A 14,588-nucleotide genomic window follows, 5' to 3' on the forward strand; every position below is an offset into this window, starting at 1 on the left:
CTGGCTCGGGGTAATCCTTTCTGATAGCGCAAGCGTTCCATGAAGTCCTCTGCGGAGTGTGGCCGATCTAGTTGTCGGAAAGACGCGCGCACGAAGGCAGTGGCATCCCACCACGGCCTTGGCGACGTCTGTTGGCAGGCCCGCAACCCCGTGCGGGCCCTGATCTCAGGTCAGGGATTCAGCCAGGCGGCTGCCCTGCTCCCGTGCCGGCGCTTGGTCCTGCAGGGGTCTGGTGTGGGTGCCCAGGTGGATGCGCCGATCGGCGACGGCATCCACCAGGTCCTCGTCATGGCTGACCAGGAGGATGGCGGTCCCGGATTCCTCAGCCGTCTCGACCAGCAGCTCGATCATCTCCTTCTGGGTGATGAGATCCAGCCGCGAACTGGGTTCGTCGGCAAAGATCAGCGCCGGATCGAGCAAGAGCACGCGCAGCAGGGAAAAACGCTGCAATTCACCGCCGGAGATGTTGCCGGGCAAGCGATCCAGCAGGCGCTCGTCGAGGCGAAGGCGTTGCATCAGCCGACCGATGCGTGCCGTATCCAGTCGATGCAGCCGCACCAGATCCGCCAGCAGGTGGCGAATGGTCACCGAGGGCGCGAAGGCGGCCACTGGGTCCTGGTGCAGCTTCTGGAAGGCGAAGCGACCGAGGCCTGGCTGGCGATGAATCGCCCCGGCGCCGGGCGTGGCCAGGCCGAGCAGGATGTCGCCCAGGGTCGACTTGCCGCAGCCGGATGGCCCCGTCACGCCGAGAATCTCCCCGGGCCGGACGGTAAAGGACAAGTCCTCGAACAGCTGCTTGCCACCGCGCTGGACGGCGAGGCCTTCCACCGTGACCACGGCTTTTTCAGTGATGGCTCGCGAGGTACGTTTCGGCCATTGCGCGGGGTCGGCGGCCAGCAGCTCGCGGGTGTAGGCATGCTGCGGCTGGCCCAGCACCTGCTCGGCCGTACCGGATTCGATGACCCGTCCCTTGAGCATGATCATCACCTCGCCACCCAGTCGGCGCGCGACTTCCAGGTCGTGGGTGATGATGAGCAGGCTGCCGCCCTCGGCCAGCATGGCCTTGAGCAGGTCGATGACCTCGTCGATGCGGTCACGATCCAGCCCCTTGGTGGGCTCGTCGGCGATCAGCACCGGCGAGCCACCGGCATGGGTGGCGGCAAAGGCCACGCGCTGGGCCATGCCACCGGACAGCTGGAAGGGATACTTGCGCTCGGCGCCGGCCAGGCCCAACCGCGCCAGATCCGCGCTGGCCCTGTCGCGGGCTTCGGCACGGCCGAGGCCGACCACCTGGGTATAGGTCTCGGCAACCTGGGAGCGTGCCTGCATGGTCGGGTCCAGGCTCAGCCAGGGTTCCTGGGGCAGCACCGCCAGCCCCCTGCCCCAGTGCTTACGGCGACCGGCCTCGCGGCCTTCTTCGCTGAAGCCATCCGCCAGGCCTATCTGCCCGTGGGCCTGCAGCCCCGCCGGCAGGTTGCCGACCACCCCTTGGGCGAACAGGCTCTTGCCCGAGCCGGTCTCGCCGATGATCGACAGCACCTGACCCGGCGCCAGGCGGATGGACAGCGGTTCCACCAGTTGGGCCTCGGCGGTGCGGATCTCCAGCGCCGTGGTGGTGAGCAAGGCGGTCATGGCTTGCGTCCTCCGGTGATGAGCAGCAGCGAGAGCACGGCCAGAAAGATCGCCAGGATTGGCAGGCCCATGACCAGGGGCGCTTCGGCGTAATAGGGCAGCAATTCGGTGATCATCAGTCCCAGTTCGGCGGTGGGCGGGCGTACGCCGATGCTGACGAAACCCAGGGCAGCGATGGCCATGATGGTCGAGGCGGCGCCAAAGGCAGCGATGGTCAGGAGTACCGGCGCCAGTTGTGGCCAGAGATGGCGGCGCACGATGTAGACCGGCCCGAAGCCCAGCAACTGGCTGGCGGCCACCGCCGGCGAGGCCAGCACGGTGCGCGACAGCGCCCAGGTCATGCGGAAGTACTCCACCCACAGCACCAGGGCCACGGCGCTGTAGAGGGCGACGAAGGAGCCGGGAAACACCGCGACGATCAGCAGCACCAGCAGCAGGCCAGGCAGGGCCAGGAACAACTCGGCCAGCCCGCCCAGCAGCTTGTCGACCAGCCCGCCCTTCCAGGCGGCCAGGATGCCCAGCAGCACGCCGGGAATGGCGGCGGTGCAGACGCTGATGAAGGCCAGCCCTAGGGAGAAGCGGATGGCCACCGACAGCCGCGCCAGCATGTCGCGGCCCAGGTGGTCGGTGCCCAGGGGATAGGCGCTGCTGGGCGCCGCGAGGATCGCCCCATAGTCCTGGCGGGCGATGTCGCCCTGCCAGAGCAGTGGCGTGAGTACGGCGAAGGCGATCAGGGCCGCCAGCAGACCCAGGCCCAGTCCGCGCGCGGAGGACTGCACCGGAGGCGCCACCGAGGCGACGGTAGCATCGAGATTCATGCGTTTCTCCCGCGCGGGTCGATCAGGTGATTGGCGAGATCGACCAGGGTGTTGAGGAGGACGAACAGCAGGCCCATCGCCAGGGCGGTGCCCTGCACCATGGGCACGTCGCGCTGGACGATGGCGTGGACCAGGCCGTGGCCGATGCCCGGCCAGGCGAACAGCGTCTCCACCACCACCACGCCCTCGATGAGATACACCAGCTGCACGCCCAGGTAGGTCACCACCGGCACGCCGATGTTGCGCAGGCCATGGCGCAGGAAGACGCCGGCGCCTCTCAGGCCCTTGAGGCGACCGAAGCTGTAGTAGGCGGAGGCCGCGACGTCCACGGTGGCATCCCGGGCGACCCGGGAAGACACCGCGGCCAGTCCCAGCGCCAGGGTCAGCGTGGGCAAGACGCTGTGCCAGAAGGTGCCGTGACCGGCTGCCGGGAACAGTCGCCAGGAAATGGCGAACAGCAGTACGAAGATCACGCCCAGGACGAATTGCGGCAGCGCGCGGATCGCGGTGGTCAGCACCAGCAGGCCGCGGTCCAGTAGGCCGCCCGGACGCAGACCGGCCACTACGCCCAGCGGCGGGCCGAGCAGCAGCGACAGGCAGACGGCGCCGATGGCCAGGCGGATGGAGCTGCCCAGTTCGTGGGCGACGACGTCCATCACCGGCTTGCCGGAGACCAGCGAATGGCCGAGATCCAGGGTCAGCAGATCACCGATCCAGGCGAAGAAGCGCCACAGCAGCGGCTGGTCCAGATTGAGCTCGGCCCGCACCGCCTCGGCCGCGGCGGTATCCACCAGGTCGTAGCCGTAGCGCCCGGCCGCGATGCGGTAGGCGGCGTCGCCCGGCAGCAGGTTCATGAACAGGAAGGTGAGCCCCCCGACCAGCAAGGCGACCAGGCCCGCCTGCAGCAGGCGAAAGGCGAGCAGGCGGGTCATTGGACCCACCGCAGCCTGCTCAGGCCAAAGGTGCGCTCGAAGGGATCGATGGCGGCGCCTTCGACGGTATTGGACACGGCCAGGGTCTGGCGATACCAGGCCACCGGGATCACCGGCAGGTCCTGTTGCACCTGGGCCATGGCGGCGTACCGTTGGCGCTGCTGCTCGGCCGGATCATCGCTGGCCAGCAGCGCGGCCAGGGCCTGGTCGAAGGCAGGGTTCTTCCAGCCCAGCGGCCCCCATTCGGCGCCGCCGTGGCTGAAGTCATTGAGCAGGGTGACCAGGGGATCAGGGACCAGGGCGAAGTTGCGGCCATAGAGCGCCAGTTGCAGCGATCCATCGTTGTGCGCGGCCGGGATGGCGCTGGAGTTCTGCACCGCGACCTCCACGTCCACGCCCACCTCGCGCAACTGCGCCTGCAGCGCGGTGGCGATCAGCGGCAGCTCGGGTCTATCCGAATAGGTCAGCAGCTTGAGCCTGAGCGGCGTACCGTTCTTCTGCAGGATGCCATTGGCTCCCGGGGTCCAGCCCTGCCCGGCCAGCAGCGTGCGCGATGCCGCCGGATCGTAGGCGAGGGGCGCCAGCTCGGGGTCGTGCCAGGCGGGCACGTTCTTGGCGAACAGCTGAGTCGCGCCGGTACCCGGGGCGCGCAACACGGCGGCGGCGACGCCCTCACGCTGGATGGCCAGGCTGAGCGCCTGCCGCACCTCGACCGGCGCGGTAGCGCCAGCGCCGGAGTTGGGGGTCAGCAACACCACTCGCGGGACCGGCTCGACCAGTACCTTGAGATTGCTGGAGCGCTTGAGTCGCGCGATGCTGGGCGGATCGAGCTGGAACACCAGTTCGGCATCGCCGCTTTCAGCCATCAGGGTGCGGGTCTCGCCGCGGCCCGCGGCCAGGTAGGAGGTCCTGGCGATCTCCGGCTGGGTGCCCCAGTAGCCTGCAAAGCGCTCGGCAGCCAGGCGTTGCGGCGGTTCCAGCAGCGTCAGCTGGTACGGCCCCGTGCCGATGATCTTCTGCACCTTGCCCTCGGCGTCATAGGCGGCCGGCGCCAGGATATTGGTGGAAGAATGCGCCAGCAGTGCCAGCAAGGGCTTGAAGGGTTTCGCCAGCCGGATCACCACCTCGTTGCCTTCGGCCGTGACCGACGCCATGCCCGCCTGCTTGAGCACCCCGGGCTTGCCCCGCGCCGTATTGAGAGCAGCGGCGGCAGCCTCGGCCGTGAGCTCGCTGCCGTCATGGAACTTCACTCCCTGGCGAAGGGCAAGCCGCCAGGTTAGGCCATCCGCCGATTCGGTCCAGCGCGTTGCCAGGCCAGGGAGCGGCTGGCCTTGGGCATCGGCTTCGAGCAGCGTCTCGGTGATCTGCATGCGCTGGAAAACGAAGCCGGAAATCGACGGATCCAGTCCACCGATCTCGAAGGGGCCGACCACGTCGAAGACGCGTTCTTCAGCGCTGGATAGCGTCGGCACGAAGGCGGCCAGGGTCGCCAACGCCGAAGCGGTCAGCGCGGACCGGAGGGTGTGGGATACAGACATGACAGTCCTTAGCAGAGCGAAAGCGCCGATACCCGCAGCTGACAGCCAAGCATCGGCCAAGCCAATGAAGTCGCACGTTATATCATAACGTTTATTGATAAGGGTAAAGGCGGAACCCCGCTGGCAACATCTTGAAATAGCTGGAGAATGTGCTGCGAGCTTCATCAGGCGATGACGCCGAAACCACCGGCCAAAAACTCAGGTGAGCGCCACTCAAGGAGTGCGAAGTCGAGAAGGAGGTCGAGTGGAGCGTGGGTGCGCAGACCGGGCGGCCTCTGGCCGCCCTGCCCTGCGTTGCCCATCCCTGCTCAGGCGGCCACGTTCAAGGCGCTGCCCGTGGCGGCGCTGCTGCCGTTGCTGCCGATGCTCTGGTACTGGCGCAACACCGCCTGGACCAGCTGCGTGTAGGGGCTCGACGAGTCTTGAGCGATGGAATCAGCTTCGCTGTCCCCTTGCCCGCTCGTCCTCTGGGGTGGTGGCGGCGGCATGCGCGGACGCGCTGAACCGCTCAGTCCGGCAACGCTGGAATCGCGGGAATTACCGGATTCCTCGGTGCCCCTCTGCCCCTGGGGACCACCCGGCGGCAGCGCGAAGACCGAGGCGAATTCGCTTTCGCCAACGCTGCCATCGCCATCCTGGTCGAGCATGCCGAGCAGCTTGTCGACGTCGATCGCCCCGTCCTCGTCGGTATCCGTCTGGGTATCGCTCGCCGCGCTGGCGGCGGTGGTGAGCTCGCTCTTGCTGATGAAGCCGTCGCCATCGCTGTCGAGCTTGCCGAACAGCTTCTTCAACGGATTGCCGTCTTCGCCGCCGCTCACGCTATTGCCAGACGCTGTCGTAGCTGTGCCTTTGATCGCGCTGGCACTGCTATAGTAGCTGGAGTAGCCACTGCCTATTCCGCTGATCATGGATGTCTCTCCTGGGAAATGCGGACATCAGTGTTCCGCACCTCCCAGTATCCGCCGGGTAGATGTCCGCCATTTGGTCACTTTGTATGCCCTGCGATACATCAAAGGCGTGGCAGCACCACCTGGCAGGTCAGGCCGCCGCCGGGTGTTTCCCCGAGAGTCAACTCGCCGCCCATGTGCGCCGCCGCTTCCCGGGCGATGGCCAGCCCCAGTCCGGTCCCGCCAGAAGATCGATTGCGCGAGCCCTCCAGGCGATAGAAGGGTTCGAACACCGCTTCCCGATACTGGGCCGGTATGCCCGGCCCGCGATCGAGGATGGAGATGATCAGCCGCTCCGGCTGCTCGCTCAGGCGGATCTCCGCCTGGCCGGCGTAGCGCAGGGCATTCTGCAGCAGATTGCCCAGGCAGGAGCGCAGCGCCATGGGCGCCACCTTCAGCGGCTGGCAACTACCCTGGACCGCGACCTGGGCGCCCTCCTCGGCCGCGTCTTCGGCCATGGCCTCGACCAGGGCCTGGACGTCGCAGAGGATGGGCCGCTCCTGGCGGTGCTGTTCGCGCAAGTACCTCAGGGTGCCGTCGAGCAACTCGATCATGTCGTCCACGTCCTGGCTGACCCGGGCATGCAGGCGCGGATCGTCGATGTCCTCGATGCGCAACTTCACCCGCGCCAGAGGCGTGCGCAGGTCATGGGAGATGGCCGTGAGCATGCGCCCGCGCTGCTGGAGCTGTTCGAGCAGATGCTGGTGCATGCGATTGAGCGCCCGTGCGGCCTCGCGGGTCTCCCTGGGCCCGGTGACGGGAATGGGCGGACCGTCGAGATTGTGACTCAGGTGCTCGGCGGTCTCGGTCAGTTGGCGCAGCGGCCGGGTCAGCAGCCGCGCCCCGAGCCAGGCCGCGGTCACCAGCGAGCCCAGCTGGAAGATCAGCGGGCCGCCGAGAAACCACTCGATGTGCCGCCAGACGCCAGGCTCGCGGTGCGGGAAAGGCCCCGGCGGCGGTGGCCGATCGAAGACGGCCTCGCCCTCCATGGGGGGTGGCGGTGGGGGTGGTCGCTCACCGAGGCCATGTCGAAACCAGAAGAAGGCCAGCAGATGGCCCAGCAGGATGGCCAGCAGAAAGACCGCGAACAGCCGGGCGAACAGGGTATCCAGGCGGTGCACGGCTAGTGCCCTATCTGCCTGGCATCGAACAGATAGCCTTCGCCGCGCACGGTCTTGATCAACTGCGGCGCCCGGGGATCGTCGCCCAGCTTGTTGCGCAGCCGCGACACCTGCAGATCGATGCTGCGATCGAAGGCCTCGATCGCCCGCCCCCGGGTGGCATCGAGCAGCTGCTCACGGCTCAGCACCTGGCGCGGCTGCTCGATGAAGACCCAAAGCAGCCGCACCTCGGCATTGGACAGGGGCACCATCACCCCGGCTGGCGAATGCAGCTGGTGCAGGACGCCATCCAGTTTCCAGCCATCGAAGCTGACACTGGTCCGCGGCGCCTTGCGTTGGGGCACACGACCGTCCTGGGTCCGCCGCAGCACCGACTGGATCCGCGCTACCAGCTCCCGCGGTTCGAAGGGTTTCGCCATGTAGTCGTCGGCGCCCAGCTCCAGGCCGATGATGCGATCCGCCGGCTCGCACTGGGCGGTCAGCATCAGGATGGGAATGCCACTGTCGCGCCGCAGCGAGCGACAGAGGGAAAGCCCGTCCTCCCCCGGCAGCATCAGGTCCAGCACCACCAAGTCGAAGGCCTCCTCCGCCAGCGCCTGGCGCATCTGCGGACCGTCGCCCACGCCCCGAGCCTTGATGCTGAAGCGCGCCAGATAACCGCAGATCAACTCGCGGATCGACGGATCGTCATCCACCAGCAGGATGCGCGAGGTCCAGCGCGGGGGTTCGGATGACAGCGACATCGGGGCTACCTGAACAGTCGGACGATCTAGACGTGCATGCTAGCCGCTCAGCCCGCGAGGCAGCTACGGATTGGCCTGTAGGCTTGTGTAAAGGTGGTCAAGGGATGGATACGGAGCTAGAGCCGGCCAGGCATCCATCCTGATATTGAACCGCTCAAGCGCTACCTCCACACAGCCTAGAGGTCATACCAAACGATATCGGAAGCTTCTCCTGAGCTGCCAATATCCGGGACCTGCCATGGCCAAGCGCGCTCCATCAGCGAAGGTAAAGCCAGCGGGCACGCGCTTGTGCATACCACGTCGAAGGACGCCAACCACGACCTTAGACCTACCGTCGAAGCCCGGGCTTTCCTGATAGAATCAGGCTTGATGTCCCGCATGCTGCGGACCCGGGCCGCGACACCCGTTCAGCCGTTTTTGGCCTTGAGCCGTCAGCGGTCCCCTTCCGATTCAACTCATGCTCCTTGCGCTTGCTACCTTTGCAGCTACCGCTCTACTGAAGCGACTGAAAGGTAGCAAACAGGCTCCACACAGACGTACCGAGATGCTAGCCGAAACCGCCTCAACCCCAGTCACCACGCGCCCTGAGCCGTCCCGCCGCTTCTCCGTGGCGCCCATGATGGACTGGACGGACCGTCACTGCCGCTATTTTCACCGCCTGCTGTCCCAGCACGCTCTGCTCTATACCGAGATGGTCACCACCGGTGCCTTGCTGCATGGCGATGCCCAGCGGTTCCTGCGCCATGACGAGACCGAGCATCCCCTGGCGCTGCAGCTGGGCGGCAGCGTGCCGGCCGAACTGGCTGCCGCGGCGCTGCTGGGCGAGCGGGCGGGGTATGATGAGATCAACCTGAATGTCGGCTGCCCCAGTGACCGGGTACAGAACAACATGATCGGCGCCTGCCTGATGGCCTATCCCGAGCGGGTGGCTGACAGCGTCAAGGCGATGCGCGATGCCGTGGTCATCCCGGTGACGGTCAAGCACCGCATCGGCATCTCCGGGCGCGACAGCTACGACGCCCTGCGGGACTTCGTCGGCCAGGTCGCCGAAGCGGGTTGCCGCAGTTTTACCGTGCACGCGCGCATCGCCATCCTCGAAGGGCTATCGCCCAAGCAGAATCGCGAGATCCCGCCGCTGCGCTACGACGTGGCTGCGCAGCTGGTGCAGGATTTTCCGGATCTAGAGTTCATCCTCAATGGCGGCATCAAGACCCTGGACACCTGCCGCGAGCAGCTGGAGGTCTTCGATGGGGTGATGCTGGGTCGCGAGGCCTATCAGAATCCCTACCTGCTGGCCGAGGTGGACGCGGCGCTCTACGGCTGCGACCGTCCGCAACTGACCCGCCATGACGTCATGCTGCAGCTGCGACCCTATGTCGAGGCACATCTGCAACAGGGGGGCCTCATCCACCACGTCACCCGCCATGTCCTGGGCCTGGCGCAGGGGTTCCCCGGCGCACGGCGCTTCCGTCAACTGTTGTCCACCGATCTGCATCGCAGCCCTGAACCGCTGCGCCTGTATGACGAGGCCACTGAACTTCTCAGGGGCCACTGAGTCACGTCTCCACGATGTCCATTCGTTAACCGAAGGAAAGACCTGCCATGAGCAAGCTGGAACAACTCAAGCAATACACCACGGTCGTCGCCGATACCGGCGATCTGGACGCCATCGCCCGCCTCAAGCCCTACGACGCCACCACCAATCCCTCGCTGCTGCTCAAGGCCGCTGCCCTGCCCCGCTACGAAGAACATCTCCAAGCCGCCTTCAGCGGCGCAGGCGGTGACATCGGCCTGGCCTGCGATCGCTTCGCCGTGGCCGTGGGTGGCGAGATCCTCAAGCTGATCCCCGGTCGCATTTCCACCGAGGTGGACGCGCGCCTGTCCTTCGACACCAATGCCACCCTGGATCGCGCCCACCGCCTGATCGAGCTGTACGAGAAAGCCGGCATCGGCAAGGACCGCGTGCTGATCAAGATCGCCTCCAGCTGGGAAGGCATCCGTGCCGCCGAGCAACTGGAGAAGGAAGGCATCCAGACCAACCTGACCCTGCTGTTCTCCTTCGCCCAGGCCGCGGCTTGCGCCGACGCCGGCGTGTTCCTGATCTCGCCCTTCGTCGGTCGCATCTACGACTGGTACAAGAAGGCCGAAGGCCGTGACTACGAAGGCGCCGAAGACCCGGGCGTGAAGTCCGTGACCCGCATCTACCAGTACTACAAGGCCAATGGCTACGACACCGTGGTGATGGGTGCTAGCTTCCGCAACCTGAACCAGATCGAGCAACTGGCCGGCTGTGACCGCCTGACCATCAGCCCCGAACTGCTGCAGCAGCTGTCGGACGCCGAGGGCGACCTGCCCCGCCTGCTGACCGCTGGCACCAGTGGTGGCGAGCCCAAGCAGCAGCTGAACGAGGCGGCCTTCCGTTGGGCGCACAACGAAGACGCCATGGCCACCGAAAAGCTGGCCGAAGGCATTCGCCAGTTCGCGCGCGATCAGGAAAAACTGGAAGTGCTGCTGCCCGGCAAGCGCTAAGTTCTCTACAAAAAATTGCCGAGCGAAGGTCAGGCAAGGCGAAAAAGGCTGAGGAGGCGGAGTTTACAAGCGGTAAATGAGCATCCGAAGCCTTTTTTAACGAAGCATCACCGATGCGCAGGCATTTTTTGAACAGAACCTAAGAGCTGACGCGGTCAGTGCCTTTCCAGTGCACTGACCAGATCGCGAAAGGCATTGCGGTTGGATTCATTGAGGCCCATCAACACCCGATGGGCTTCAAGCACGCGACTGCGCACCTCGGCTTCGGACTGGTCCTGCGGTGGCAGGTCGGTCAGGCAATCCGGGCACGGCAGTACGGTCTCGACGATGTTGAACACCTGATCGAAACCCATGGAGTCCAGCAGGCGTAGGATGTCCGGGTTGTTGGTGGTCAGCATGGGCAGCAGCCCGATGCGCTGCCGCGACAGGATCGACAGCTTGGCCAAGAGGCCCAGGGTGGTGCTGTCGATGCTCTGCGTCTCGGTCAGATCGATGACGATGGACGAGAAATTCAACGACGAGAAGATGTGCTCGATGGTCGCGTCCAGCGCCGAGCAAAGGGTCAGACGCACCTCGCCGGTAAACTTCAGGACGAAGGTGCCATCCTGCTCGGCAAATTGGATTTTTCCGGTGCTCATGCCAGGTTCCTGCTCAACACCAGCAAAGCGATATCGTCGGGCATCTCGGTGACGGATGCCAGATCCAGGGCTTCGCTCAGGCCTGCCAGTGTACCGCCGGCGCGGCGGACGTAGTCGGGCAAGCTGTGTTCTTTCTCTTTCAAATTGTCTCCCGGCAGCAGGTCGAAGATGCCATCCGAAAAGAGGGTCAGGCTGAAACGCTCGGGCAGATCCATCTGGTGGTCACTGTAGGTCGCCTCCTGGAACAGGCCGACCGGCAGTCCCTTGCCGACCAGGAACCGGGTTTCTTCCGGGGTGTGCAGGACCGGCAGGGGCAGATGGCCACCGATACTGTACGCCAGGGTACCCGTGGTTTCGTCGATGACGCCACCCAGCATGGTCACGTGCTTGCCCAATTTGCAATCCAGTAGACCCCTGTTGATGTGGCCGAGCACATCCGAGGGCTTGAATTCGGGCAGCGTCCCGTTGCGCTTGGACTCGTAGAGCAGGCGCGTGGTCATGAACTTGAGCAGCACGGTGACGAAGGCCGACGAGGCGCCATGGCCGGAGACGTCGGCCAGGTAGAAAGCGACGCGGTGTTCGTCGATGCGAAAGTAGTCGACGAAGTCGCCGGACAGGTACAGCGACGGGATGATCTCGTGGGCGAAGTTCAGCCCCTCGGTCTCCCAGGGCGTCACCGGCAGCATGTTCATCTGCACGTGGCGTCCAGCGTTCTGGTCTTCCTGCAGCAGGCTCAGGCTGGCCTGCAGCTCGCGATTGGTGTTTTCCAGCTTGACCCGGTAGCGATCGTTTTCCAGGCGCAGGCGGGCGCGATCCAGCGCACGATTGACCGAATGCTCGAGCACCATCAGGTCTTCGAGCGGCTTGATCAGGTAATCGGCGGCGCCCAGGCGCAGGGCTTCCACGACGTCGCTCATGACGCCGGCACCGGACAGCACCAGCACGGGCGTATCGATGGACAGCTCGCTGATGCGGCGCAGCAGCGTCAGGCCGTCGACCTGCGGCATGCGCAGGTCGCAGATGATGAGGTCGGGCTGTTCGCGCTCGAATATTTCCAGGCCCTGCTGGCCATTGCTGGCCTGCAGGACGTTGAAGCCACTGTCTTCGAGATAGTCGGCGAGACTGAGGCGAACCACCTCATCATCGTCAATGATCAAGAGCGTGGCAGGCGAATTAGACATAGAGGATCCAGGCATGCACCCGAACGGCAAACCGGCGGACACTATCCGACACGGGCCACGGTGATTACGACACGGCGGAGACACTACTCCCATCCACCGGGGCGTTCAAGCTTGCCAACCGGATGGAATTTCTTTACAGGGTGCCATTATGGAGTTTATACCTCCAGCAACCCGCCATCCATCCTCCCAAGCAGTAGGATTGCCATGAGTACCATCGACCGTTCTTACAGTGAAAAGCGCGACTTCATTCGCATGCACGTCGACTCCAAGGCCGTATTGAAGGTGGGCGACGCTTCCTTCGAGGCGCGCTGCGTCGATCTGTCCAGCACCGGTTTCCAGATCGAGGCCGCTACGAGCCTGCAGGTCGGCGACAAGGTGAGCGTGCTCATCCCCTCCAGCCATGCCGAACTCCCCGACCTGGAAGCGGACGCCGAGGTCCTGCGTGTCCAGCCCACCGATTCGGGCAAGCAACTGCTGGGCCTGTCGGTGCTGGAAATGCGCTAGGCGCGCTGGCCAATAAAAAAGGCAGCTCTCAGGCTGCCTTTTTTATTCAGGCCGGGACTAGAAGTCGTCGACCACCTGGCCATCCTTGACCTTGAACTCACGGGTCTGCAGGTAGGCATTGCGAATGAACACGTACTTGTCGCCGGTGATCAGGCGCTCGGCCTGCAGCAGACCGGCCCGGGTGTCTACGGTGCTGAGGGCGAAGGCGCTGTTGCGCACCGCGACATCGTCCACGTAGGGATAGGCGCTGGTGTAGCTGTCCGGGATGCGGCCGAGGCCGTCACGCACGCTGCTGGGGCCGAAGAATGGCAGGACCAGGTAGGGACCGCTGTTCGCGCCCCACTTGCCCAGGGTCTGGCCGAAGTCTTCGTCGTTGCGCTGCAGACCGGCCTTGGTGGCCACGTCGACCAGGCCGAGACCACCCAGGGTGGTGTTCATCAGCAGGCGCGCGGTATCGACCCCGGCGTGCTCGACCTTGCCTTGCAGCAGATCGTTGGCCAGGTTGCGCACGTCACCCAGGTTGTTGAAGAAGTTGCTCACGCCGGTCTGCACGAAGCCGGGCGTGAAGCGCTGATAGCCCTGGGCGACCGGCTTGAGGGCATAGGTGTCCAGGGTATCGTTGAACACGAAGATCTTGCGGTTGAAGCCCTCCCAAGGATCGGGATTCTCGGCCTCGGCCGCCATCGTCTGACCGGCACACGTCAGGGCCGTTGCAAGGAGCGCTCCCCAGACCCTGGAACCACGTCGCTCGACCGTCATCGCTTCTCTCCTCGTTGCACTCAGACGCCTGAAAGGCGCCGATTATAGTCATAGCTTTGCCAGTTTGGCTTAGGGCCAGGCTCGGTCACTCGATCTTTGACCCAACGTTGCGGTCAAAGAGTCCGGACACAGGAGAAACGCCATGACCACCTCTCATCTGCAGGAACAACTCGACCACCTCCGCCACCAGCTGGACCAGGATCCGCCCGCCTCGCCCGAGGACCGGGAAGAGCTGGAACTGCTGATCCGGGACATCGAATTCCAGCTCGCCAACGAAGACGCCACCCATACCCGGGATGGCAGCCTGGTGGAAGGCGTCAATCTGGCGGTGGAACGCTTCGAGGTCAGCCACCCGACCATGGCCGGCACGCTCCGGTCGATCATGAACAGCCTGAGCAGCATGGGCATCTGATCACTGCCGGACGTAACGCTCCGCGGCGGGCTGGATGGCGTCACTGCTCCGGTAGGGATTGATATCCAGCCCGCCACGCCGCACATAGCGCGCGAACACGGTCAGCTTCGCCGGCTTGAGCAGCCGCCACAAATCCAGATAGATACGCTCGACGCACTGCTCGTGGAAATCCGCATGCTGGCGGAAGGCGACCAGGTAGCGCAGCAGACTGGCAGGCTCCAGCGCCAGTCCCTCTTCATAGTCGATCACCACGGTGCCCCAGTCCGGCTGGCCGGTGACCGGACAGTTCGATTTGAGCAGGTGGCTGTAAAACCTCTGACTATCCCGTGCCTCGCCCACGCGCAGCAGTTCAACCTGCGGGTGGGCGTAGCGATCCACGCTCACATCCAGTTCGTCGACGCACTGGCCATCGGGGCGTTGCACCCCGCGAGCCGTCCAGCCATCCAGCGAAACCAGGCTGACCCCGACGGCACCACCGGCTGCGGCGCTCAGGTCCTTGACCAGCACGGCTTCGAGTTCGGCCAGGCTGGCGAACACCGACTGGTTCAGGGAATTGAGGTACAGCTTGAAGGATTTGGACTCGATGATGTTCGGCGAATCGGCCGGGATGGCGAACTCGCCAATGGCCACCACCGGCCTGCCGGACGGCAGCAGCCAGGACAGCTCGTAGCAGGTCCAGACGTCCACCCCGCGAAACGGCAGGTCCTGCCCGTCCAGGCCCAGCTCCGCCCATTTGGGCCCGCGCGGGATCGGATACAACAGCGACGGGGCGTACTGGCTGACGTACTCGGTGCTTTTGCCCAGGGGCGATTGTTCTACGCTATGCATGACGCT

15 protein-coding genes are annotated in these 14,588 nt (G+C 65.1%); 4 read left to right on the plus strand and 11 right to left on the minus strand.

All coding sequences use genetic code 11. The annotated features are described in order from the left end of the window. Positions 1-165 precede the first annotated feature (165 nt). The 7 genes from RCF34_RS01145 to RCF34_RS01175 all read right to left on the minus strand — a co-directional run bounded on the left by RCF34_RS01145 (position 166) and on the right by RCF34_RS01175 (position 7,731). Positions 166-1,632, minus strand: a complete 1,467-nt coding sequence (locus RCF34_RS01145) for an ATP-binding cassette domain-containing protein (protein ID WP_308706509.1) — start codon at positions 1,630-1,632, stop codon at positions 166-168. Next, a complete protein-coding gene (locus tag RCF34_RS01150) occupies positions 1,629-2,450 on the minus strand; it encodes an ABC transporter permease (protein ID WP_308706510.1) in 822 nt (273 codons plus the stop codon). The genes RCF34_RS01145 and RCF34_RS01150 overlap by 4 nt, the downstream gene beginning before the upstream one ends. Next, on the minus strand, positions 2,447-3,382 hold the full coding sequence (locus tag RCF34_RS01155) for an ABC transporter permease (RefSeq protein ID WP_308706511.1): 936 nt from the start codon (positions 3,380-3,382) through the stop codon (positions 2,447-2,449). The genes RCF34_RS01150 and RCF34_RS01155 overlap by 4 nt, the downstream gene beginning before the upstream one ends. Then, positions 3,379-4,920 carry an ABC transporter substrate-binding protein gene (locus RCF34_RS01160; protein ID WP_308706512.1) on the minus strand — a complete coding sequence of 514 codons (1,542 nt, stop codon included), beginning with the start codon at positions 4,918-4,920 and terminating at the stop codon, positions 3,379-3,381. The genes RCF34_RS01155 and RCF34_RS01160 overlap by 4 nt, the downstream gene beginning before the upstream one ends. Before the next feature lie 308 nt (positions 4,921-5,228). Continuing rightward, positions 5,229-5,828, minus strand: coding sequence for an EF-hand domain-containing protein (locus tag RCF34_RS01165; protein ID WP_308706513.1), 600 nt, complete (start codon positions 5,826-5,828; stop codon positions 5,229-5,231). A gap of 101 nt (positions 5,829-5,929) precedes the next feature. Continuing rightward, positions 5,930-6,988, minus strand: a complete 1,059-nt coding sequence (locus RCF34_RS01170; RefSeq protein ID WP_308706514.1) for an ATP-binding protein — start codon at positions 6,986-6,988, stop codon at positions 5,930-5,932. A 2-nt stretch (positions 6,989-6,990) separates the two neighbouring features. Continuing rightward, the gene (locus RCF34_RS01175) at positions 6,991-7,731 is read right to left on the minus strand and encodes a response regulator (RefSeq protein WP_308706515.1); all 741 of its coding nucleotides are present in this window, start codon (positions 7,729-7,731) and stop codon (positions 6,991-6,993) included. A 544-nt stretch (positions 7,732-8,275) separates the two neighbouring features. Here RCF34_RS01175 and dusA point away from each other — a divergent pair. Together dusA and tal are read left to right on the plus strand one after the other, a co-directional pair. Next, complete coding sequence (gene dusA, locus RCF34_RS01180) at positions 8,276-9,286, plus strand: tRNA dihydrouridine(20/20a) synthase DusA (RefSeq protein WP_308706516.1); 1,011 nt, start codon at positions 8,276-8,278, stop codon at positions 9,284-9,286. 47 nt (positions 9,287-9,333) lie between these two features. Then, positions 9,334-10,260 carry a transaldolase gene (gene tal, locus RCF34_RS01185; protein WP_308706517.1) on the plus strand — a complete coding sequence of 309 codons (927 nt, stop codon included), beginning with the start codon at positions 9,334-9,336 and terminating at the stop codon, positions 10,258-10,260. Between the two features lie 155 nt (positions 10,261-10,415). On the opposite strand, the gene rssC is transcribed toward tal, so the two are convergent. Next, a complete protein-coding gene (gene rssC, locus RCF34_RS01190; protein WP_007158388.1) occupies positions 10,416-10,898 on the minus strand; it encodes an anti-sigma factor antagonist RssC in 483 nt (160 codons plus the stop codon). Then, positions 10,895-12,079: a two-component system response regulator RssB gene (rssB, locus tag RCF34_RS01195; protein WP_308706518.1), complete on the minus strand. Its 1,185-nt coding sequence runs from the start codon at positions 12,077-12,079 to the stop codon at positions 10,895-10,897. Before rssB ends, rssC begins: the two co-directional genes overlap by 4 nt. Positions 12,080-12,283: 204 nt before the next feature. Between rssB and RCF34_RS01200 the strand changes: the two genes are divergently transcribed. Continuing rightward, positions 12,284-12,583, plus strand: a complete 300-nt coding sequence (locus tag RCF34_RS01200; protein ID WP_308706519.1) for a PilZ domain-containing protein — start codon at positions 12,284-12,286, stop codon at positions 12,581-12,583. A gap of 57 nt (positions 12,584-12,640) precedes the next feature. Here the strand turns inward: RCF34_RS01200 and RCF34_RS01205 are convergent, their stop codons facing one another. Further along, on the minus strand, positions 12,641-13,342 hold the full coding sequence (locus RCF34_RS01205; RefSeq protein ID WP_374941131.1) for a VacJ family lipoprotein: 702 nt from the start codon (positions 13,340-13,342) through the stop codon (positions 12,641-12,643). Between the two features lie 142 nt (positions 13,343-13,484). Here RCF34_RS01205 and RCF34_RS01210 point away from each other — a divergent pair, with 142 nt between their 5' ends. Then, on the plus strand, positions 13,485-13,754 hold the full coding sequence (locus tag RCF34_RS01210; RefSeq protein WP_007158392.1) for a DUF4404 family protein: 270 nt from the start codon (positions 13,485-13,487) through the stop codon (positions 13,752-13,754). Here RCF34_RS01210 and queF read toward each other — a convergent pair whose 3' ends face one another. After that, complete coding sequence (queF, locus tag RCF34_RS01215; RefSeq protein ID WP_308706520.1) at positions 13,755-14,582, minus strand: NADPH-dependent 7-cyano-7-deazaguanine reductase QueF; 828 nt, start codon at positions 14,580-14,582, stop codon at positions 13,755-13,757. It abuts the gene before it with no gap. Between the last annotated feature and the right edge of the window lie 6 nt (positions 14,583-14,588).

Origin of the sequence: Pseudomonas sp. 102515, from assembly GCF_031085165.1 — a bacterium.
GTDB lineage: Bacteria > Pseudomonadota > Gammaproteobacteria > Pseudomonadales > Pseudomonadaceae > Chryseomonas.

Excerpts from the sequence above, each read along its gene's own strand:
- RCF34_RS01145 (WP_308706509.1), bottom strand. The coding sequence starts at position 1,632 with ATGACCGCCTTGCTCACCACCACGGCGCTGGAGATCCGCACCGCCGAG.
- RCF34_RS01150 (WP_308706510.1), bottom strand. The coding sequence starts at position 2,450 with ATGAATCTCGATGCTACCGTCGCCTCGGTGGCGCCTCCGGTGCAGTCC.
- RCF34_RS01155 (WP_308706511.1), bottom strand. The coding sequence starts at position 3,382 with ATGACCCGCCTGCTCGCCTTTCGCCTGCTGCAGGCGGGCCTGGTCGCC.
- RCF34_RS01160 (WP_308706512.1), bottom strand. The coding sequence starts at position 4,920 with ATGTCTGTATCCCACACCCTCCGGTCCGCGCTGACCGCTTCGGCGTTG.
- RCF34_RS01165 (WP_308706513.1), bottom strand. The coding sequence starts at position 5,828 with ATGATCAGCGGAATAGGCAGTGGCTACTCCAGCTACTATAGCAGTGCC.
- RCF34_RS01175 (WP_308706515.1), bottom strand. The coding sequence starts at position 7,731 with ATGTCGCTGTCATCCGAACCCCCGCGCTGGACCTCGCGCATCCTGCTG.
- dusA (WP_308706516.1), top strand. The coding sequence starts at position 8,276 with ATGCTAGCCGAAACCGCCTCAACCCCAGTCACCACGCGCCCTGAGCCG.
- tal (WP_308706517.1), top strand. The coding sequence starts at position 9,334 with ATGAGCAAGCTGGAACAACTCAAGCAATACACCACGGTCGTCGCCGAT.
- rssC (WP_007158388.1), bottom strand. The coding sequence starts at position 10,898 with ATGAGCACCGGAAAAATCCAATTTGCCGAGCAGGATGGCACCTTCGTC.
- rssB (WP_308706518.1), bottom strand. The coding sequence starts at position 12,079 with ATGTCTAATTCGCCTGCCACGCTCTTGATCATTGACGATGATGAGGTG.
- RCF34_RS01200 (WP_308706519.1), top strand. The coding sequence starts at position 12,284 with ATGAGTACCATCGACCGTTCTTACAGTGAAAAGCGCGACTTCATTCGC.
- RCF34_RS01205 (WP_374941131.1), bottom strand. The coding sequence starts at position 13,342 with ATGACGGTCGAGCGACGTGGTTCCAGGGTCTGGGGAGCGCTCCTTGCA.
- RCF34_RS01210 (WP_007158392.1), top strand. The coding sequence starts at position 13,485 with ATGACCACCTCTCATCTGCAGGAACAACTCGACCACCTCCGCCACCAG.
- queF (WP_308706520.1), bottom strand. The coding sequence starts at position 14,582 with ATGCATAGCGTAGAACAATCGCCCCTGGGCAAAAGCACCGAGTACGTC.